A 19,722-nucleotide genomic window follows, 5' to 3' on the forward strand; every position below is an offset into this window, starting at 1 on the left:
TCGCCGCCGCATGCCGCGAACGCGGCTGAACGGGAGTTCCAATGCGTCCACGCAACAAATCGAATGCGCTCGCCTGGCTGCTGCTCTCCGCGGCGGTGATCGGCGTCGACCAGTGGTCGAAGGCCTGGGTGCTGCGCAGCCTGCCGGAGTACACGGCGGTGCCGGTCGTGCCCGGTTTCTGGAACTGGTTCCGCACCTACAACGAAGGCGCCGCATTCAGCCTGCTGAGCGATGCGGGCGGCTGGCAGAAGTACGTTTTCTTGCTGCTCGCGGTCGGCATCAGCGTTGGCCTGGCCATCGCGATGTCCCGCATGCCGCGTGGCGCGTGGCGCACGGCCGCTCCGTACGCGCTGATCATCGGCGGCGCGATCGGGAATGTGATCGACCGGCTGGCGCACGGCCACGTCGTCGACTTCATCCAGTGGTACGCCGGCCGCTACTACTGGCCGTCGTTCAACGTGGCCGACGCCGCGATCTGCGTGGGCGTGGCCGGCATCATCCTGGCCGGCCTGTTGCCGGGGCGTCAGGCGCGGCACGGCTACGGGCGGTAGCATTCGCGCATGGAAATCCTGCTCGCCAACCCGCGCGGCTTCTGCGCGGGCGTCGACCGCGCCATCGAGATCGTCAAGCGGGCGATCGAGCTGCTCGGCGCGCCGATCTACGTCCGCCACGAGGTCGTGCACAACCGCTTCGTCGTCGACGACCTGCGCCAGCGCGGAGCGATCTTCGTCGAGGAGCTGGACGAGGTGCCCGACGGCGCGACCGTGATTTTCAGCGCGCATGGCGTATCGCAGGCGGTGCGCACCGAAGCGTCGCGTCGCGGCCTGAAGGTGTTCGACGCGACGTGCCCGCTCGTAACGAAGGTGCACCTCGAGGTCTCGCGCCATTGCCGCGCGGGCTACGACGTGGTGCTGATCGGCCACGAGGGGCACCCGGAAGTCGAGGGCACGATGGGGCAGTGGCTGCGCGAAGGCGCGACCGGCCGCATCTACCTCGTCGAGGACGAGGACGACGTCGCGAAACTCGAAGTCGCGCAGCCGGAAAAGCTCGCTTACACCACGCAGACCACGCTGTCGGTCGACGACACGCGCGTGGTCATCGATGCGCTGCGCGCGAAGTTCCCGGCCATCCAGGGTCCGCGCAACGATGACATCTGCTACGCGACGCAGAACCGCCAGGACGCGGTGCGCGAACTTGCCGAGCGATGCGACCTCGTGCTCGTCGTCGGCTCGGTGAACAGTTCCAATTCCAACCGGCTGCGCGAGCTCGCCGAGCGGCAGGGCATCGAGGCCTACCTGATCGATGGCGCGAGCGAGATCGACCCTGCCTGGGTCGCCGGAAAACGCGCCGTGGGCGTGACCGCAGGCGCATCCGCGCCTGACGTGCTGGTCCGTGGCGTAATCGACCGCCTGCGCGAACTGGGCGCCGACGGCGTGCGCGAGCTCGACGGCGAGCCGGAAAACATGGTGTTCGCGCTGCCGAAGGCGCTGCGTCTTCAGCTCGTCGAGTGACCGCCGTCGTTGACCTGCCCGCCACGGCTGCCTAGAATCTCGCACCTTGCCGCCCCGCGCGGCAATCGCCGGAATAGCTCAGTTGGTAGAGCGGCGCATTCGTAATGCGTAGGTCGTAGGTTCGATTCCTATTTCCGGCACCAACAACATCAAGGGCTCGCAGCGCTGTCATGGCCTGCGGGCCCTTGTTCTTTTGAGCGACTCGATGCGCTACGCAGGCAGCATCGGAATCGGAACCGGAATTCGCTCGTTGCGTCGATGCGATGCTGATCGCTTCGGTCGACGTTTCGTATCGGTCGCGTTCCGGCGTGCCTTCGACGCCGCTGGCGAATCGGCTTTCGCATGGTTTTTCGGGCGGCGAGCACCGCGTCCGTGTTGCGCCGAAAGAAGGCTGATGGTTTAGAGGCTGGCGCTTGCGCATCGCGATCGCCGAATGGAGATCGGCGCGCGGCTTGATCACGGCACGCCCTGGGCGCCCGTCAGTCCGGAGTCGATCGCCCCACCGATCGCGCCGCCGAGCAGTCCACCGGCCGCGGTTCCGACCGCTCCGCCTACCGCCGCGCCGATCGGTGCGCCGACGACCGCACCGACGCCCCCAATGGCCGCGCCCAGTGCCCCGCCCGCCGCGCCGCCCGCCGCGGTACCGGCTGCGCCGCCGACAGTGGCCCCGACCGGGGTGCCGACCGCGTTGCCGGAGGTCGCCGCTGGTGGTGCGGCGGCCGTCCCGGGCGCGGTGGTCGAAGTTGCAGGATGCGGGGGCGTTGCCGCGGGCGGCGCCCCTGTCGCTGGTGGCGGCGCGGTGGCTGCGCCAGTGCCAGCAGTTGCGGGAGGTCTTGGCGCAGCGCCGGGCACACCCGTGACCGGCGCCGCTGCGGCACCGGTCGCCGGCGCCGTTGCCGTCGTCGTGCCGGACGCAGCAGGCGGTGCTGGCGCAGCGGCGGTCCCGGGCGCAACGGCAGTCACGCCGCCAGCCGCCGGCGCAGCGGGGCGCGGTGCAGCGGTCGGTGTGGATGCAGCAGGCGCAGCAGGCGTCGGCATCGCGATCGGCGTCGCTGCACGTCGTGCATCTTCCGACGCGCGTTGCGCGGCCAGGCGCGCGGTGCGCGCGGCAGCGGGGTCTTCGACGACCGCCGCCGCCGGGTTGATCGTGCTGTTGCGGATGCGATCGGCCTGCGCCTGGTTCGCCATCTGGTTGAGCGGCAGGTAGTCGCTACGGAAATTGAGTTCGACCGACGAGTTGAGGTCGAGATCGGTGTTCATTTCCTCGGTCGACTGCGTGCGCTGCGTCGATACGTAACCGATGGTGTTCTCGATCTCCGCGCTCGCACCCCACGGGCCGAAGCCGAAGCTGCCGCCGCCCTTGATGCGGTTCTGCACGCTGGTCTGGCTGCCCTGGTCCTGGTTCGCCGCGCTGCGCGTGTCGATATGGAAGCGCATCGCCGCGTTGATCTTGCCGCTGTCGACGACGATGCGCTGCATGCCCATCATCACCATCGTCGCGAGCATCTGCTGGCGTTGACGTGCGAGCTGTCGACGCGCGAGCGGGACGAGTTGTTCCGGGTTGCTCGCCTCCAACGGATCTTCCGGCGCCAGGCCGAGCGTTGCGCGGATCACCTCCGCCGGTGGCATCGACGCACCGCTGCGCAGCCGCAGGCGCGCGTTGGCGACTTCGTCCGGGTCGGGGGCTTCACCGGGTTCCACGTCCGGTGCTTCGTATTCGATCGATTCCGGAAACTGGTCGGCGACCCACTGGCGTACGCGCATCAGTCCGAACTGCGCGCCTTCGAATCCTTCCGCCGATGCGGACACCGCGTTCAGCAGGTTGACGTACTGCTGCATCTGCGCCTGGTTGGAATCGAGCATGGCGCGGAACACGCCGTTGATCAGATCGGTGACGAAACGCGGGAACGACACCGCGTTGAGCACGTTCTGAGTGGTCTGCGCGATGCGGTCGGCCGATGCGCCGAACTCGGGTTGCGACTGCGCGCGCGCCAGCGGTGCATTGCGCGGGGGCGTTGCGATGTCTGCGTGGGCATGGCCCTCTTCTTCGATCAGGCGAGCGGCCAACGTCGATACACGCACCATCGCGTGGGCCAGCGACTTGCGATCGCCGTCGTCGAGCGCGTGATAGCCGGGCGCCTGCTCGAGCACTTCGCGCACGGCCCCGCGGATCCACGTCGGCGGTGCGGCGCCCGACGACGCATTGCCCGACGTGGCGAGGGCGGATCCCGTGGGGGAGGGATCCGGGCTGCGCGTCGGCGTGCGGGAGACCGCGTGCATGGCGCGGCCTCAGGCGGCTATCGGTAGTGGGGACGTTGCGCCGGGTGCGGGTTGCGCGGGCTGCGACGGCGCTGCGTCCAGCCAGCGTTGCGCGGCCATAATCAACTCCGTGTCCGATGCGTTGCGCGGGTCGAGCGCGATGCTCGACCCCTGGTAGTTCGCAGCGAGCCACGCAAGCACCGACTGCCCGGCGCGTCCGCGATCCGCATGCTGTTGCACCGTCGTCGCGTTGCCGATCGTCACGCCATCACTGCTCGAGGCCGTTGCGATCAGCATCCACAGCGAGGTCGCGCCGAACGCGGCCTGCAGCATGCGGTCGCGCAGGAAGCCGATCGCCTGGTGGATCGTGCCGATCACGTCGCGGACTGCGATGGACGCCATGGCGTCGATACGTTGCGCGAGGAACTCGGCGAGTGATTGCGCGCTGGCCGAGAGAGCGACGCTCTCGCGCAGGTCGACGCGAATACCCGTGTCGTCCGCGTTGTCCGCCTGCGCGACGATCGCGCGGCACAGCGCGCCCATCAGTCGATCGAAATGTGGCTGTTCCACCACGCGACTGAAGATCGCCTCGCGCTCGTTGGCCTGCAGCCTGTCGCGACGGCCGCGCCAGAATGCGTTGATCGATTGCGCGACAGGCCCGAGCGGTTGGGTGATGGTGCCACTCGCAAAGAGGCCGGCCACCAGCTCCGCGCAGCGCAGCAGGCCGGCGGTTTCCAGTTCCGCAGCGAAATACAGCGGCCCCGCGGCGCGCAGTTGCGCGGCATCCATCGCGCTCGGTGCGCCATCGGGAAGATCGATCGCGCCGTCGTCCAACGAAAGCGCGTGGGCGACCGCGCGTTCGTGCCCGGCAACCTGCGACGTCGCCAACGACAGCGCCTGCAGCAACGCGGCATGCGCCGGTCGCCACGGCAGGTGCACGTCGGGCGGGGGCGGGGCGAGGCGCATGCCTGCCTCAGGCCGGCGTGGTGGCGGGAGTGGCGCCGGCGCCCGCGCGTGGCGGCGGGATGTTCGGGTCGACCGGCGTGGAGTTGCCCTGGATGGCGGCGAGCATTGCGGGCGACGCCAGCTTCTCCATCGGGAAGTAGTCGCTCTTGAAGTTCACCCGCACTTCGCCGGTGAGCTTGGCCTTCATGTCCTGCTTGGATTCCGATGTCTCGTCCACCGACGACGACACCGTGGTCATGTGGCGCTGCACGTTCTCGTTGACCGAGCCCGCGGCGCCCCAGCCGAAATGCACGCCCGCCGCGCTCTTGTTGCGGTTGTAGCTCGACTGCGTATCGGTGAGGCCCGCCTGTGCGTCGCGCATCATCTCGTCGCTGGCGCGGAAGTCGAACACGACCTTCGCATTGATCTGGCCGTCGGTGACCACGATGCGGTTGATGCCGAGGATCACCATCGACGACAGCAGTTGCTGGCGGCTGCGTGCCATCTGCAGGCGCGCGGCCTGCACGAAGCGCGCTTCCTGCTCGCCGTCGGAAATGTCGTCGACCGGTTGTGCAAGCCCGAGCTCGGCGTTGATGCGCGCCATCGTCGCGTCCATGTCGTCGACGTCGTTCATCGCCAGCATGTTGCCGCCGCCGTCGGGGTTCTTGGTCACGCGCATGGCGTCGGGGAACTTGCCCGCGACGTAGTCACGGGCGTTGTCCATGCTGATGTTGTCCTGCGCGAATTCGTCGACCGACTGCGAGACCGACTTCAGCAGCTCGGCGTACGCGCGCATCTGCTGGATCGTGGCGTCGACGATGGCCTGGAACACGTTCTGGATGAGCCCGCCGACGAACTTGGGGAAGTCGACGGCTTCCATCAGCTTCTTGGCGTTGGTGCCGAGCTTGCTGGTGGATGCGTCGACGAAATCCGCGCCGGCGGCGGTACCGATCTTGTCGGAGGCCTTCTGCTTGGCCTGGTCGACCGCGTCCGCGAGTGAGCGTGCGGTCGGCGGTGAATACGGTGCCGCCGGATCGGCCGCGCGTGCAGGCGCGATGCGCAAGGGCGCGGGTTCCCGCCGCAGTACGCCGCCCGTTGCGCTGAGCTCCTGCCGCGCGAGGTCGTCCGGATTGGCCATGTACGAAGCGACGCGCACCATGTTGCGCGCGATCTCCTGCTGTTCGTTCGACGGCAGTGCGCGGAAACCGGGCGAGGACTGCAGCAACCGCCGCACGTGCGGGCGCACCACGTCGAGCGTGGCATCGCCCAGCCAACCGGGTTCGCTGTTGGAAACGCGTGGCGCGGCGGCGTACATGGGAAGGCTCCGGTGCGGGAATCAGGCGGTGGGGGCGGGTGCGGGCGCGGGTGCCGCGGCGGCGCCAGGCGCAGGGCGCGACGCGAGCGTCTTGACCATGCCCGGCTGCGCATTCATCTGGATCGCGGCGATCGACTCGGGGTTCGCCAGCTTTTCCAGTGGCAGGTAGTCGCTCTTGAACTTCACTTTCATCGTGCCCGCGAGCGAGGCCTTCGCGGTGAGCTGCGAATCGCCCTGCGTCTGCGTGACCGACTGCATCGAGATCAGCGGCTGGCTGACGCTCTTGTAGTCGCCCTTGGTGTAGAAGCTCGCATCGCGACGCTGCTCGACGACGCGACCATCCGGCATGCGCGCCATGGTCTGCGTCGGGCCGCTGCGCATGATCGCGCCGTTGGCGACCTGCTCGGTGGTGACGCTGGCGTCGCCGTAGTCGAACGACTGCGCGGTGTGCTGGAACTGGAAGTTGTCGCGCGCCTGGAAGTCGTACATCACCTTGGCGGTGAGTTCGCCGTCGGTCACGACGATGCGGTTGATGCCGAGCATCACCATCGTCGCGAGCAATTGCTGGCGACCGCTCGCGATCTGCGTGCGCGCCGCGGGCACCAGCAGTGCTTCGGCGAGTTCGTCGTCGAGCGTTTCGATGGGCTTGTCGAGCGGAAGCGACTGGTTGATGCGCGCGATCGCGGCGGATTCGTCGATGCCTTCGCGCACGACAACGCGCGGCTGCGGCGTGGCGGGTGCGTCGGCGAACGAACCCGAGCCGAAGCCGAAGGGATCGTCGCCGCCGGTCTGCAGCTGGAACACGTCGGGGAAGTTCTGCACCAGGTGGTCGCGGCCCTGGTTCTGCGTGGTGTTCTCGTCGCGGAATTCGTTGAGGCTTTTCGAGACGTCGGCCACCAGCTTGGCGTAGGCCTCCATCTGCTCGATCGAGGTCTGCACGATCGAGTGGAAGACGCCATTGATGAGCCCGGCGCAGAAGTCCGGGAAGTTGACCTGCTGCAGCAGCGCACCCGCGACGGCGGCGCCTTCGCGCGCGCCCTGCGCGTCGAACTTCGGCGTGGCGGGCGGCGCCTGTGAACCATCGCCCGCCAGCGCACGGACCTGCGCACTCGGCCGCGCGATGTCGCCGCGTGGCGCGACCAGCTCTTCGCCGATGCGCACCATGCCCTGCGCGAGGTTGCGCTGCGCATCCGGCGACAGCTGGCGGAACGCGGGGCTCGCCTCCAGCAGGTTGCGCACCGCCTGCCGTACCGGCGTGCGCGCGTCGGTCGCGGGCGCCGGCGGCGTGTACGTGCGCGAGCCTGGTGGAAAGAGTGAGGCGCGGGCGGTGGACATGGCAGGCTCCGGGTGGAACGGCGTGCGATGGAACGTCGCGTGGCGGCGCGTGCGTCGGGGCGAACTGCGAATAGCGCCGGTGCTACATCAGGGAACGGCTTTCCTCCAGGGTGTCGCGCATCTCGAATTCGATCGGCCGCACGTACAGGCTGATGCGCGCCGGCGAAACCGGATTGACGCGGATGCTGAGCACCGAGAAGTGGCCTTCATCGCCCGTGTCCATGCCGAACGCATCCAGCCATCGCGTGAGCGCGGCGAGTTGCCGCGGGCGTTCGGAAAGCCCGAGCTTGAGCAGGTCGAGGAAACGCGACGGCAGGTCCGGAATCGCGGCGAGCAGCACCTCGAGCTTGAGTTCCGCGCCGTCCGGCGTTTCGCGTATGCCCACCAGCACGCCACCCGGAGGCAGTTCGAAGCGCCCGCCCAATGCCACACCGACGATGCGCATCAGGCTCGGCAACTGATGCCCGATACCCAGGCGATTCATCAGCGGACCGAGTGCGGCCACCGCCATCGGCCCGCGGTGCAGGAACGTCACCCGCTGGCTTCCGCTGTCGCGCTTGCAGCCGATGCTGGTGAAGATCGGCATCAGGTTCGGCATTTCCGTCATCACCTGGCGGGTGAGGTTGGCCAGGCCGGGCGACAGCGCATCGATCTGCGTGGGCAGCAGCTCGTAGTAGATCTTGGCCGCGTACAGGCCGTCCTCGTCGAACGCGCTGCCGAACCACGCGCCGTAGTTCATCCACGACAGCCCGCCGAAGCCGCGCCATTCCTCGCTGCGCGAGTCGAACCACTTCAACGCGTCGCGGCCGAAGATGGGCGAGACGAGCCGGCGCATTTCGCGCGTGGCCTCGTCGCGACGCGCCATCGGCGTCGCATTCGGCCCCAGCGGTTCGATGGTGAAGCGCAGCTTGCCCGGCTCGGTTTCCGAGAACGACGGCTCGTACGGCACCGCACCGGGCGCAAGCGAGTTCTGCGCGTACGAGTAGTCGTCGTCGGGCAGGTAGAACGTGCGCTCGATGAGGTTGTCGAGGTAGGGCATCGGATCGCGCGTGCCGAGTGCGCGCGCCGCCGATTGCAGCGACCGCGTGACCAGGTGCTTGACCGGACGCGCGCCGGCCTGATCGGCAAAGGTGGAGATGTTCATTGCGATTCTCCGGAGTCCGTCGTGGTCGCGCGGGTCACATGCCCGGCAGGCTGATGCCGGCCTGGTCCAGCGCCGCGCGCGCTTCCGGCGGCAGGCCGTTGCCGCTGCTTTCGATCGGGCGGCTGGTGATCACCGGCGATTCGGTGGACTGCGAGTACTGCTCGATGCTCGCTTCCTGCACGCCGCCGACCGCCAGCCACTGCTCGCAGGCCTGCACCAGGTCCCAGTCGTTCGGGTCGACCATCGGCTGGTCGCTGCCGCTCATCTGCGGATTGGTCAGCGCGTTGACGCTGATCACTTCGCCGTAGCGTCCCGCGAGGCGATCGCTGTGGTTCGCGAGCCAGCGGATGATCACCGCCGACGAGCGCGCCTGCGTGCGATAGCGGTGCGTGTTGCGTGGGCCGCCCAGGTAGTTCGCGTTGACCTGGTCCATGACCTGCCACATGTCGCGCGCGCCGAAGCATGAGCGCAGTTCGGCATCGGACAGCAGGTCGCGGTACTCGAGGATGGTCTGCTGCAGTTCGGCCGCGGCGAAACGCACGATGCCGAAGCTGTGCACGGACAGGTTGGCGGCCACGTCGCGGCCGGCCTTGCGCACCTGCTCCTGCGACACCGCGACCGGCACGTTCGTGCGCAGCATGCGATCCACCGACAGCTGCCGGCCGAACGACGACACCGCGGCGACGAAGCGCAGCCACAGCTCCTTGAACTCGGTATTGCCGGGCACCGACGGATCGCCTTCGTTGCGACCCAGCACCTGCCGGAAGAGGTCCAGGCGCTCGTTCTGCGTCATGCGCTCGGCCGACTTCTTGAGGTAGCTGTAGAGGTAGTCGCCGGCCTTGCCGCGGCTCACCGGCAACAGGCCGGTGCGGAACAGGTCGACGATCTTCTCGACCACCTGCGGCATGTTCATGTCTTCGCAGCTCGCCGCGAACGCGACGGCCTGCGCGCCGAGCAGGTTCTCTCGCACGGCGACCTGGTCGGTGGCGTCGTCGAACTCGGGCAACGAGATTTCCGACGACGAGATCGGTGCGCCTTCGATCACGCCCGACTGCATGTCGTAACCGTTCTGGATGCGGCTGGTCAGCCACGGATCGTTGGCCGTGACACCCGTTGCCGCCAGGCGACGCACCAGCGCGGCGACGTTGCGCCCGGACAGCGCGCAGACGATTTCGCTGCCGCTCGGGCGGAAGGGCACGTCGGTGCTGAACGCGTCGCGCCGATCCTCCGGATCTCCGCCCGGGCGCTCGCAGCCGATGATGTCGGCGTCGATCAGCCCCGCGTCGATCTGCGACTGCAGCGACACCTTGTACTGGCCCGAGAGCTGCGCGAACGCGGCGTCGAACAGGGCGCGGTTGGCGCGGTATTCGCCCTGCGCAGTGCTGATGTCGCGCACCAGGCTGGCCTTGTCGCGCGTCGCCTCGACGTGGTTGTCGAGCTGCAGGATGCCGGCGATGCCCGCCAACTCGCGCTCGCCATCCTTGAGCGGCTTGAGCAGGTTGGCCGGAACGCGCTGCGTGCCCAGCAGGCCGTACTCGTGGACGAAGTCATTGCCGTCGGACAACTGGCGCCACGGGATCTGCGTCACCGTCTCCGCGAGCACCTGGTAGAACGGGTCGGCGGTGATGTCGCTGGCGAGCGTCTTCTTGATCGCCTCGTACTCGCGCTGTTGCGCGGTGGTGAGGCCATCGAGGTTGTGGTTGGCGAGGATCGATTCGAACTTCAGCTTGCGTCCGCGCAATTCCTCACGGGTCTTGTGCTCGCGCTCGCCGAGATCGACCAGCAGGATGCGGTTCATGGCGGTTCTCTCGTCGTGGTGTGTGTGGGTGCTGCTCGAGGTGCCTGTCGCGGCGGCGGCAGGTGGAGGCGCGGGTGTCGGTGTTGCGCCCGGTCGTCGTGCGCCGTTGGTCTTGCGCGCGGCGGGTGGCTTGATGGCCGTGTCGATGTGCGTGCGCGACGCGGTCTTCGCGCCGGCCTTCTTCGCGTGCTTCGAGGCGGTGTCGGACGCGGTCGGGCGCCGGGTTCTGCCGGTCGCGGCCTTCTTCGCAGTTCGTTTGGTCGCCATTGCAGTCTCCTCGGACGTCAGGCCGCGACACGCGCGGGGGAAGGCTCGGTCCACGTGCCGTCGACATCGGCGTCGGCGTCGCGCAGGTGCTGGTCGATGTCGTCGTCGAGCGCACGCAGCGCGGCGGCGGCGTCGAGAACGCCGTGGCCGCAACCAGTAATGCCGGCCCGTGCGAACGGACGCGCGCTGGCGATGAGCAGGCGCTTGCAGTCGTCGCCGCTCAACGGCCATGCGCGACGCTGCGCGCGCGACGCCATCAGCGCGCACACCGCGGTGACGTAGGGCGCGGCGAAGCTGGTGCCGGTCGCGTTCTGGTAACCGTCCAGGCCGCAGGTGACGATGTCTCGCCCGGGCGCGCACAGCGCGACATGCGCGCCGCGCGTGCTGAACGATGCCGGCTTGAGCGCGTGGTCCACCGCGCCGACCGCGATCACGCCGTCGTGTGCGGCGGGATAGAAGCGCTCGTCGAGACCGGAATTGCCGCTCGCCGCCACCAGGATCACGCCGCGCGCGAGCGCATAGCGGATCACTTCCTCGTGCGGGCGCGGCGCGTCGCCGCTGAGCTGCGAATCGGGCGTGCCGAAACTCATGTTGATGACCTTCACGCCGAGGTCGATCAACCGCTTCATGCCCATGTCGATGTTGTCGAGCGCGCCGACGCCGAAGCGCTTCGCATCCGGTCCCACCGCAGCACCGAGCACGCGCACCGGCGTGAGCCCGCACAGGCCCGCGCCGCCCGAGGGCATGCTCTCGCCGCGCGCGACAAGGATGCCCGCGCAGCCACTGCCATGGCCGACGTCGTCGTCGGGGCGCTGCCCGCGGTGGCGGTAATCACCGACCAGCGTGAGCCCGCCGACGGAATCCGGATCGAGGTCGACGCTGTCGAAGCCAGCCCGCACGCGTGTATCGAGTTCGGCGTGGTGCATGGCGACGCCGGTGTCGGCCAGGCCGATGAGCACGGCGGGATCACCGGGTTCGAGCTGCAGCGCGGGCGACAGCCGGATCGCGTCGTGCGCCCATGCCGCGGCGCCGGTGCGGCGCGCCTCCTCGGCGACGTTCGGCACATCGAACGGCGCGTGGCAGAGATAGTCCGCGCCGACGCGTTCGACCATGGGAAGTTCCGCCAGTGCGGCGAGCAGTGCCGGCATGCTGTCGTCGTCGCGTACCTCGACGCGCAGCACACGCGCCACGCCGCTGAGCTGCTCGGCGTCGTCGAAACGATGCGCGCCGACCACGTCGCGTTCGGCGCGGCGTACGCGCGCGCTATGCAGTCGTGCGACGCGCATGGCACCGCCGTGATGGCGCAGGATGCGATCGATCACGCCGCCGTCGACGTAGTCGGCCTGCGGCGTGCCATAACCGTAGACGGCGCGGATACCCGGCACGTGCTCGGGCATCTCGCCGAGTTTCAGCGTGAGCAGGAGGCGACGCGGAACGGTGCGCGGCATCATGGCCGTGCATCCCAACGACCGAGCTGGCCTTCGCGCAGGTGCACGCGCGCGGATTCGCCGTCGCCGAAATCGACTTCCGCTTCGCAACCCAGTTGCATCGCCATCGGCGCGAGCACGATCTCGCCATCGCTGGCCGCGATCACCGGTACCGCGCTGCCCGCGGCGCGCACCAGCGGCAGGCGTCCGGCACGCAGGCCGGGCGCGGTGATGTGCACCCGATCGCCCTGGCTGTTGCTTTCCACGCGCGTCACCCGTGGCGCGGCGGCGCGCATCATCGCCTGCTGCAGGCGGTTGACCGGCATGCGCGACAGGCGCGCGATGACATCGGTTCCGGCGCTCGCCTTGAGTTCGTTGAGCTGGGTAATCGTGCGCACGCCGATCCGCTCGAGGCGACGCTGGTCGTCGTCGGTGATCTGGTCGCCAAGCGCTTCCTTGAGGTTGAACTTCGGGTCTTCGGCTTTGAAGTCGATCGCGTTCTCTTCGACCATCGCCTTGGTGATCGTCGTGAGCGCGAGCTTGATCGTGCTGGCTTCGGCCTCGCCGGGGCCGGCGGGGCGCACGTACACGTCGTCGTCGACCATCTGCACGAATGCGCGAAGGTCGATGGACACATCCTTGACCGCGAAGGTGAGCGGCATTCGGCCCACGCGCGCCTTGATCGCCATGGACGCCTGCGCCTTGTCGAGCTGTTCGGTCAGCGCCTGGATGAACAGGTCGAACGGAACGCCCGAGTCCTGCACCAGCGGCGGCATCTGCGCGCTCATGACGAGTGCTCCGTCGATGCATGCTGTGCATTACGTGTGGCCGCATCACCGTTGGCGCTCCAGCCGATCACCAGTTTCGACGGGCTCGAGATCCATGCGTCCACGCCGCGTTGCCGCGGCACGTCGGCCAGCAGCACGCAGCCGCCGTCGCGGAACACGGGGCGCAGTTCCAGCGGCAACGTCATGTCGACGTTGGTCAGCCGCACGCCGCGCGATTCGATCGCGTTGAGGCCGTCGTGCAGATCGCCCAGCAGCTGGTGGAGTTCGCGCAGCATCACGCGGCTCCCGCTGCGGGCGCGGCCGGTATGGCCGGTGCGGTCGCGACGGCCGGCGCTGCGGCGCGAAGCGCGGGTGCGTGGCGTTGCACGGCCGCGGCCTTCGCCGGCTCGACGAGTTTGTCGAGCGGCATCGTTTCGCTGACGAAGTTGAGCTTCACCTCGCCGAAGAGATCGGCGCGCACGCTGGACTCGTTCTGCGCGTTCACGGCCAGCGTCGACACCATGGTCGAGCTCTGCCCGGAATAGCTCGCCGCACCGCGCTCGCCCCAGTTGTTGACGGACTTGGGATCGCTGCTGGTCGCGTACTGCACGCCGGCGGCGTCGCGTGCCGCGGCGCGGAACATCACCTTGGCGCTGATGCTGCCGTCGCGCACGGCGACGCGGTTCAGGCCCATCAGCACCATCGTCGACAGCAGCTGGTGGCGTTCGCCGCCGATGTTGCGGCGCACCTGCGGCACGACCTGCTGTTCGAGCAGTTCCGTCGTGAGTTCCTCGCCTTCGATCCCGTAGTCCGACAGCCACACGGGCGACAGGCCTTCGGCGCGCGGCGCGACCTGCGGTTCCGTGCGCTCGCTGCCGTCGGGCAGCAACAGCGTGACGTCGCCCGGATAACGCGTGGCGAGCCAGTCGCGCGCCTGGTTCGGCGTGACGTTGGCTTCGGTGAACTCCTCGACCGTCTTCGCGCAGGCGCTGACCAGTTCCGAATAGCTTTCCATCTGCCGGATCGACGCATCGACGATCGCGTCGAACGTGCCGTGCACCAGCTGCGCGACGAAGCCGGGGAAATCGATCTCGTCGACCATCGCGCCGCCGCGTCGCGCGATGGTGTCGGTGGCCTGCGGCTTGGGCGGCGCGGCAGGCGCCGGTGTCGGCGCATCGCCATCGGCCAGCGCGTACGACGGCGCGATGCGGCCGCGTGCGTCGCGCGTCATCCCGGGCGGGAAGATCCCGCCGCGGGCTGGCGTTCCATTGAAGGGAGGGCGCGCGGACATGGAGGCGACTCAGGCCGCGAGGCTCGTATCGATCCAGCGGTTGCTGCGCTCGTAACGACCGTTGCCGAGCAGCCGCAGGTCGATGCGTGCACACGGTGCACCCTGGGCAAGCCCGCTGAAGCGCACGTCGATGCCGACCTTCAGCGCGGCGACGCCATCGGCGTCCGGCGCGTCGTCGATGCGCGCGACCACGTCCACGCCGTAACCGAGTTGCGTCGGCGTGCCGGTGGTGATCGACACATTGCCCACCGAACCGTCGGCCTCGCTACGGAAACGCACGATCAGTGGAAGCGGTGCGGCCTGGCCTTCCAGCGCCGGCCATTCGCCGAGATCGATGACGACGTCGGTCGCCTGCAGCGACGACACCGACGGCGCGGTCGTCTGCGGTGCCTTGCGGCCTTCCAGCTGGTCGAGTGCCCAGCGGCTCGCGCCAGCGCTGCCGCGTACCACGCTCATGCGCGTGCCCGGAACCCGCGAGGGCTCGATCGGCTCGGGCGCGTCGCCGGACGCGCCGAGCGTGCGCGGTGCGGGCGGTGCTGCGAGGCGGTAGCGCCCACGCAAGCCGAGTGATTGCGACTGCGCGGCGGTTGCCGGCAGGTGCAGCACGCGCCAGTTGCCGTAATCGGCCTCCGCCATGTTGCCGAAGTCGGCGGCGAAGGCTTCGAACGACATCCAGCCTTCGAAGCCGCGGTTCGGCGGATTGAACGCGACCGGGTCGTTGTCGAACGCGGTGGTCGTGTCCCAGGGATTGAGCACGTACACCTCGGCGGCCGATGCGTTGTTGAGATCGCCGCGGATGCCGGAGAGCACGACTGCATGCGGCGCGCCGACGATCACCACCCATAGCGGACCGAAATCGCGCAGCCACTGCGCCCATTGCGTCGGCGTGTGGTACAGGCTGGCGTTCGACGGTTGGTCGATCACGCGGAAACCGTAGTGATCACGCACGCGTTCGAGCTGGTCCCAGCCGTACGACGTCGCCAGCGAGCCGCCGGCTTCGCGCACGAAGGCTTCGGGATCGAACGAGGCGTCGCTGCGGAACGACTTGAGCATCGCCATCGACGCGGCCCAGCAGGCGTTCTTGTCGGGCTGGGGCACGAGTGCGACGTGGTGTTCGACGCCGTCATCGGACATGGCACGCGGGCCGCGATACGCGAACGTGGTGGCGCGGCCTTCGATCCAGTCGATCTTGGTCGGGGTGATGAAACAGGCCCGGTTGACGCTTGTGCCGCCCGTGCCCGGATCGATCGGCCCGCGGGTGACGTGCACGCCGCAGACGAACGCTTCCAGCCCGTTGCCTTCGTCGCGCACGGTGTACACGGGCGAACCGCTGGCGCCGGCGACGGCGAGGATGTCGTAGTCGATGGTGTCGGGCGTGGCCTGGCCCTGCGCGTGGCCACCGTGCAGGTGCTGCTTGTTGCGATCGGCGACCGGGCCGAGGTCGCGGTGCAGGTTGGAGCTGGACGAATAGCCGCACACCGCCAGCGGCATGGTGCTGGCCGGCGTGGCCTGCATGAAGCGGAAGAACGCACCGTTGGGCGCTTCGATCGGCGCGTTGTCGATCACCGCGAGATCGTTGTCCCAGTTGCCGTCGCCCGTGTAGCGGGGCGCGACGCGCCACTGCGTGGAGTCGATCGTCGCTTCACCGAACGGCGTGGTGCCCGCGCCGTTGCGGCCGGGCACGATCTGCACCGTGCTCATGCCGTACAGGTTGTGCGCGCAGGTGAGGATGCGGTTGCGGCCGATGTAGAAGCCGGTGCCGGTGTAGGCCGTGCCGTCCGGCGCGGTCATGCGCAGGTAGCAGATGGCGGAGTGCGGGAAAGCGGACGTGTCTTCGACGCCGACGTACCACTCCTCGCGCTGCTGGCTGAACGCATCGTTCGTGCACTGCAGCGCGGACGCGGGACTGGACGGGTCGTAGTACGGCGTGAGCAGTTCCTGCGCGCGAACGGGCGTCGACGCGCTGCGCGCGCGCGTCGACGCTTTCGAACCGAGCGACTGCGCGATGGTGTCGAGGCCGACGCCCAGGAAGCGCAGCTCGTCCTGCCAGCCGCGCAGCGCATGCGCGGCGTGTTCCTCGATCAACTGCTCGAGCGACGATTGCAGCGGGAAGTTCGTGTACTGCGCGTTCGGATAACGGGACAGGATTAGGCCGCGCAGCAACGACGAAGCCAGATCGCGATAGGCACGACGGATCGTCGACATCGCGGCGTTGAGATCGGTCTGCGGGCGGTCGAAGTCGGGCGTCGCCGCCTGCACCACGGCCTGCACGACCAGCTGGACGATCGTCATCGCCTCGCCGAGCCCGGGCGCGAGGCCCATGATCGTGCCGGTGGCGCCGATCATCCCGTTCATTTCGTCCCACTGCTGGCGATGCGCGGCGATGCGCTCGGCGACGTCGGTGTGCGCCAGTTGCGTCGCTGCATCGATCCACGCCAGGAACATGCCGATGCGACGGCTGATCATCGGCAGCGAGGTGGGTACGGTGAAGTCGCGTGACGCCGGTGGCAGCTGGCTCGGATCGGTCACCAGCGGCGCGTAGGGAATGGCCGGCAGTCGATCGCCGACGAGGTCCAGCACCTGCATGGCGACTGCAGTCGCGAGCGACAGCAGGTCGCGCTGCAACAGCATGCGATCGGTCGGGTCCTGCAGGTCGCGGCCGAGGCGGTCGAGGATGTCGTGGCGGGTGCGCGCGCGTGCACGCGAATCCGCGTCTTCGCCCGAGCGGTACTGCGTCGGGTCCGGCGCCGGTGCGCCCATCGCGCCGTCGTCGATGCGCTGGTTGTATTCGCTGGTGAACGCCTGCACATACTGGCCGGGATCGGCGAGGCCGGCGGGCCAGCTGAAATGCGCGGGATTCGCGCCATATGTGCGAACCGGTGCGCGGCTGCGCAGGCCCTGCGACGTCACCGGCACCGCGCCGGTCGAGCTGTTCTGCGACAACGCCTGCGCGGCGAGTTGCACGCACTGCATGTACGTATCCCAGTCCCAGTACGACGACGGGCAGTCGTGCTGGTCGGCGGGCGTGGCTTCGCTATGGCCCACGATGTGTTCGCGGTCCAGCGGAATGCCGTACTGCGCGGCGAGCCAGGCCACCAGGTGCGCGGACGCCTCGTACTGCTCCATGGTTGGCGGCAGGTCGCGACGATTGAGCCGGTACGGCTTGTTCGCGTTGTGTTCGATGCCGATGCTGCGGCTGTTCGCGCTCGACGCGTGGTACGCGGTGTCGGCATTGCGCACCATTTGCACCACCTCGCCATCGCGGCCGACGATGTAATGCGCGCTGCTCGGGCCGGCCTGTTGCCCGGTCTTGGGGTCGCGCCGCTCACCGTCCTGGAACCAGCTGATGGTGCCGTTGATGTTCGGCCCGCCCGCGGTGATGTGGATGACGATGCGGTCGATCACCGCGCCGCGGCGGCGCCCGGTGTGGAAGTTGCGCGCGTGCGCGGGGACGAAGCGGCTCGCGCCCGGGTAGTCGGGCGTGGGCGCGGTGAAGGCGCGCGTGCGGGCGCGCACCGACTGCGTTTCGGCGAACTCGGGTTCGACCGGCTCGGACTCGTGGCTGTAGGTGTCGACGTCGTCGAAGCTGCTGTCGTCGGCGGATGTAGTGTCGTCGGACAGCGCGCGTGCGCCGAGCGAGAACGTGAGCGACTGGCTCCACGCCGCCGCCTGCTGGCGGATCCACGCGAGCTTGGCGGGCGTGATGCGGCAGCCGAGGTTGGTGGTGTCGCTCGCGCCCGCAACGTGCACGCCGACCATGTGGGTGCGCGGCGCGTCGCCGCTCTCGATGTAGTAGACGGGCGAGCCGCTGGTGCCGCCGAGCGACTGCAGGTCGTAGTCGAACGTTTCGTCGCTGGGCAACGAACGGATGTAGCCACCATGCAGGTGCTGCTTGTCGGCGTCGATGGTCGCGTTGACGAAGCTGTCGATGAGGCCCTGCGGATCCGAATACGCGGCATAACCGCATACCACCACGCCTTCGGGCCGCGACTGCGTCAATTCCTCGACCAGGTCGAAATAGTTCGGCGAGGCGTTCGCCGACGGCACGCGGATCAACGCCATGTCGAAGTCGCGGCTGGACGACACGTAGGACGGATGCTTGACCATGTCGGCGGCCGACACGCGGAAGCGCCCGAACGGTTCGTTCGCACCGGCCGCGCTGGCGCCGTTCTTGCCGGGCACGATGATGAGTTCGCTCTGTCCGTCGACCACGTGCGCGGCCGTGAGCAGCAGGTTGGGTGCGATGAAGAACGCGGTGCCGTGCTGCGCGCCCTCGTCGCTGCCGTCAACGCGGCGCGCCTGGCAGATCGCGCTGTGCGGCATCACCGTGGTGTTGTCGACGCCCGCCCACCATTGCGCGCTGGCGGCGAAGAAGCCGATCTGCGTGCGCAGTGCGTCGAACAGGTCGCTGGGGTTGTAGTAGCTCGAAACGACGCGCAGCTCGCGCGCGGTCGGTGTGCGGGGCGGCGCCGCGCGCGACGTGCGTTGCTGGGATGGCATCGCGCCGAAGCCGTCGTCGTAGGCCGCACGCGGGTGCGCCTGTCCGTTGCCGTTGTAACGAAGCGCTTGCGACGTCGCCGGCGCGGTGGTGGTGGGCGCGGGAGCGGCGGGCGTCGCGGACGTCGCTGCAGGAGTGGTGGGCGTTGCCGGCGTCGCGGAAGGCGCGTTAGCGCCGGGGTGCGCCTGCCGCCACAACTCGTCGGAATAGCCGTCGTTGTACGGCGCCGGCGTCGCGGCCGCGCTGCTCCCGTTGCCATTGCCGCTCTTCGCCGGCGTCGCGGGCGTGTCGGTGACCGCGTCACCGCCCCAGGTCGGCGACGGCGACGGCGTGCCGTAGCTGCTGCCGGTGCCGCCGCCGTTGCCATTGCGAACGCCCCGTCGCAGGCCGCGCTCGGTGAGGCCGCGCAGGCTCACATACATGGTGCCGCCGTCCGGACGACGCACGCTGGTCGGCTTGCTGCGGTCGTTGTCCGCATACGTCGCAACGCCGAAATATAGGCGCGGCTGGCCCACGAAACGCGCCACCACCGACGGCGGCACGAGGTACACCGCATCGCTGCGCGGGCGCGCGCTCTGCAGCGGCGTCGCGTAGAAGTTGCCCGCGCTGCGGCGCGACCGGTTTTCCGGCTTGAACAGCTCCGGGTCGGTCGCCAGGCCGATCTCGTACAGCGGCTGGTCGGCGTTGACGGTGAACCCGAGCACGCTGAAGCGATCGTCGATCGATTCGCGATTGGCACGGATGCGGGTCATGACGGACTCCTGGCTTGCAGGACGACAGGGGAAGGGGCGCTCGGCTCGTGCGCGCTGGTCGCGTCGGCCGACGGAATCGGGATGGCGACGGGCGACGCCGGCGGCGGTTCGTCCAGCGCCGATGAAATGCGCTCCCAGAAACGCTGCTGCGCGTCGATGCCGATGCCTTCGAGGTGCGGACGCACGAAGTCGAGCACCGCTTCGAGGTTGCGGAAGAACGCGCGCTGCCCGCTCTGGATGTGCTCGACCGAGCCGCGCCATTCGGTGATCGCGGCATCGCCATCGCCGCGCTCGCACCACACGCGAACGATGAAAACGGCAGTGCGGTCTTCGAGCAGGGCCATCACGGAGCTCCGACTGAAGCGTGTAGGCCGACGCTGCGCCCGCGACATCACCACCGGATCACCGCTGGA

General features: G+C 68.9%; 14 protein-coding genes and 1 tRNA gene. 3 read left to right on the plus strand and 12 right to left on the minus strand.

Translation table 11 applies throughout. From position 1 onward, the window contains the following. The first annotated feature begins 41 nt into the window (after positions 1–41). The 3 genes from lspA (at position 42) to ACKTTN_RS07550 (ending at position 1,654) form a co-directional block, all read left to right on the plus strand. Positions 42–551, plus strand: coding sequence for a signal peptidase II (gene lspA / locus ACKTTN_RS07540; RefSeq protein ID WP_407909251.1), 510 nt, complete (start codon positions 42–44; stop codon positions 549–551). A 9-nt stretch (positions 552–560) separates the two neighbouring features. Next, positions 561–1,511, plus strand: a complete 951-nt coding sequence (gene ispH / locus ACKTTN_RS07545) for a 4-hydroxy-3-methylbut-2-enyl diphosphate reductase (RefSeq protein WP_407909252.1) — start codon at positions 561–563, stop codon at positions 1,509–1,511. Positions 1,512–1,578: 67 nt separating this feature from the next. After that, positions 1,579–1,654, plus strand: a tRNA-Thr gene (locus tag ACKTTN_RS07550). Positions 1,655–1,967: 313 nt separating this feature from the next. Here the strand turns inward: ACKTTN_RS07550 and ACKTTN_RS07555 are convergent. From ACKTTN_RS07555 to ACKTTN_RS07610, 12 genes are all read right to left on the minus strand, one after another. Beyond that, positions 1,968–3,791 (minus strand): hypothetical protein, encoded by a 1,824-nt coding sequence (locus ACKTTN_RS07555; RefSeq protein ID WP_407909253.1) that lies wholly within the window; start codon positions 3,789–3,791, stop codon positions 1,968–1,970. Between the two features lie 9 nt (positions 3,792–3,800). After that, the gene (locus tag ACKTTN_RS07560; RefSeq protein ID WP_407909254.1) at positions 3,801–4,736 is read right to left on the minus strand and encodes a hypothetical protein; all 936 of its coding nucleotides are present in this window, start codon (positions 4,734–4,736) and stop codon (positions 3,801–3,803) included. 7 nt (positions 4,737–4,743) lie between these two features. After that, entirely contained in the window at positions 4,744–6,030 is a 1,287-nt protein-coding gene (locus tag ACKTTN_RS07565) for a hypothetical protein (protein ID WP_407909255.1), read from the minus strand. A gap of 21 nt (positions 6,031–6,051) precedes the next feature. Next, positions 6,052–7,365, minus strand: coding sequence for a hypothetical protein (locus tag ACKTTN_RS07570; protein ID WP_407909256.1), 1,314 nt, complete (start codon positions 7,363–7,365; stop codon positions 6,052–6,054). Positions 7,366–7,447: 82 nt separating this feature from the next. Beyond that, the gene (locus tag ACKTTN_RS07575) at positions 7,448–8,509 is read right to left on the minus strand and encodes a hypothetical protein (protein ID WP_407909257.1); all 1,062 of its coding nucleotides are present in this window, start codon (positions 8,507–8,509) and stop codon (positions 7,448–7,450) included. Positions 8,510–8,543: 34 nt separating this feature from the next. Then, a complete protein-coding gene (locus tag ACKTTN_RS07580; protein ID WP_407909258.1) occupies positions 8,544–10,574 on the minus strand; it encodes a hypothetical protein in 2,031 nt (676 codons plus the stop codon). 17 nt (positions 10,575–10,591) lie between these two features. Beyond that, the gene (locus tag ACKTTN_RS07585) at positions 10,592–12,022 is read right to left on the minus strand and encodes a S8 family peptidase (RefSeq protein ID WP_407909259.1); all 1,431 of its coding nucleotides are present in this window, start codon (positions 12,020–12,022) and stop codon (positions 10,592–10,594) included. Next, positions 12,022–12,789, minus strand: coding sequence for a hypothetical protein (locus ACKTTN_RS07590; protein WP_407909260.1), 768 nt, complete (start codon positions 12,787–12,789; stop codon positions 12,022–12,024). The genes ACKTTN_RS07585 and ACKTTN_RS07590 overlap by 1 nt, the downstream gene beginning before the upstream one ends. After that, a complete protein-coding gene (locus ACKTTN_RS07595; RefSeq protein WP_407909261.1) occupies positions 12,786–13,064 on the minus strand; it encodes a hypothetical protein in 279 nt (92 codons plus the stop codon). Before ACKTTN_RS07595 ends, ACKTTN_RS07590 begins: the two co-directional genes overlap by 4 nt. Continuing rightward, the gene (locus ACKTTN_RS07600) at positions 13,064–14,059 is read right to left on the minus strand and encodes a hypothetical protein (protein WP_407909262.1); all 996 of its coding nucleotides are present in this window, start codon (positions 14,057–14,059) and stop codon (positions 13,064–13,066) included. Before ACKTTN_RS07600 ends, ACKTTN_RS07595 begins: the two co-directional genes overlap by 1 nt. A gap of 9 nt (positions 14,060–14,068) precedes the next feature. Next, positions 14,069–19,309 carry an N-acetylmuramoyl-L-alanine amidase gene (locus tag ACKTTN_RS07605; protein WP_407909263.1) on the minus strand — a complete coding sequence of 1,747 codons (5,241 nt, stop codon included), beginning with the start codon at positions 19,307–19,309 and terminating at the stop codon, positions 14,069–14,071. Then, a complete protein-coding gene (locus tag ACKTTN_RS07610) occupies positions 19,306–19,653 on the minus strand; it encodes a hypothetical protein (RefSeq protein WP_407909264.1) in 348 nt (115 codons plus the stop codon). The genes ACKTTN_RS07605 and ACKTTN_RS07610 overlap by 4 nt, the downstream gene beginning before the upstream one ends. Positions 19,654–19,722: the final 69 nt, after the last annotated feature.

Source organism: Lysobacter claricitrinus (genome assembly GCF_045866565.1).
In the GTDB taxonomy this organism is placed as follows: Bacteria; Pseudomonadota; Gammaproteobacteria; order Xanthomonadales; family Xanthomonadaceae; genus Cognatilysobacter; species Cognatilysobacter claricitrinus.

Bases quoted from the DNA above. Each gene is read 5' to 3' on its own strand.
- ACKTTN_RS07555 (WP_407909253.1), bottom strand. From the start codon at position 3,791: ATGCACGCGGTCTCCCGCACGCCGACGCGCAGCCCGGATCCCTCCCCC.
- ACKTTN_RS07605 (WP_407909263.1), bottom strand. From the start codon at position 19,309: ATGACCCGCATCCGTGCCAATCGCGAATCGATCGACGATCGCTTCAGC.
- ispH (WP_407909252.1), top strand. From the start codon at position 561: ATGGAAATCCTGCTCGCCAACCCGCGCGGCTTCTGCGCGGGCGTCGAC.
- ACKTTN_RS07580 (WP_407909258.1), bottom strand. From the start codon at position 10,574: ATGGCGACCAAACGAACTGCGAAGAAGGCCGCGACCGGCAGAACCCGG.
- ACKTTN_RS07600 (WP_407909262.1), bottom strand. From the start codon at position 14,059: ATGTCCGCGCGCCCTCCCTTCAATGGAACGCCAGCCCGCGGCGGGATC.
- ACKTTN_RS07565 (WP_407909255.1), bottom strand. From the start codon at position 6,030: ATGTACGCCGCCGCGCCACGCGTTTCCAACAGCGAACCCGGTTGGCTG.
- ACKTTN_RS07575 (WP_407909257.1), bottom strand. From the start codon at position 8,509: ATGAACATCTCCACCTTTGCCGATCAGGCCGGCGCGCGTCCGGTCAAG.
- ACKTTN_RS07560 (WP_407909254.1), bottom strand. From the start codon at position 4,736: ATGCGCCTCGCCCCGCCCCCGCCCGACGTGCACCTGCCGTGGCGACCG.
- lspA (WP_407909251.1), top strand. From the start codon at position 42: ATGCGTCCACGCAACAAATCGAATGCGCTCGCCTGGCTGCTGCTCTCC.
- ACKTTN_RS07610 (WP_407909264.1), bottom strand. From the start codon at position 19,653: ATGGCCCTGCTCGAAGACCGCACTGCCGTTTTCATCGTTCGCGTGTGG.
- ACKTTN_RS07590 (WP_407909260.1), bottom strand. From the start codon at position 12,789: ATGAGCGCGCAGATGCCGCCGCTGGTGCAGGACTCGGGCGTTCCGTTC.
- ACKTTN_RS07595 (WP_407909261.1), bottom strand. From the start codon at position 13,064: ATGCTGCGCGAACTCCACCAGCTGCTGGGCGATCTGCACGACGGCCTC.
- ACKTTN_RS07585 (WP_407909259.1), bottom strand. From the start codon at position 12,022: ATGCCGCGCACCGTTCCGCGTCGCCTCCTGCTCACGCTGAAACTCGGC.
- ACKTTN_RS07570 (WP_407909256.1), bottom strand. From the start codon at position 7,365: ATGTCCACCGCCCGCGCCTCACTCTTTCCACCAGGCTCGCGCACGTAC.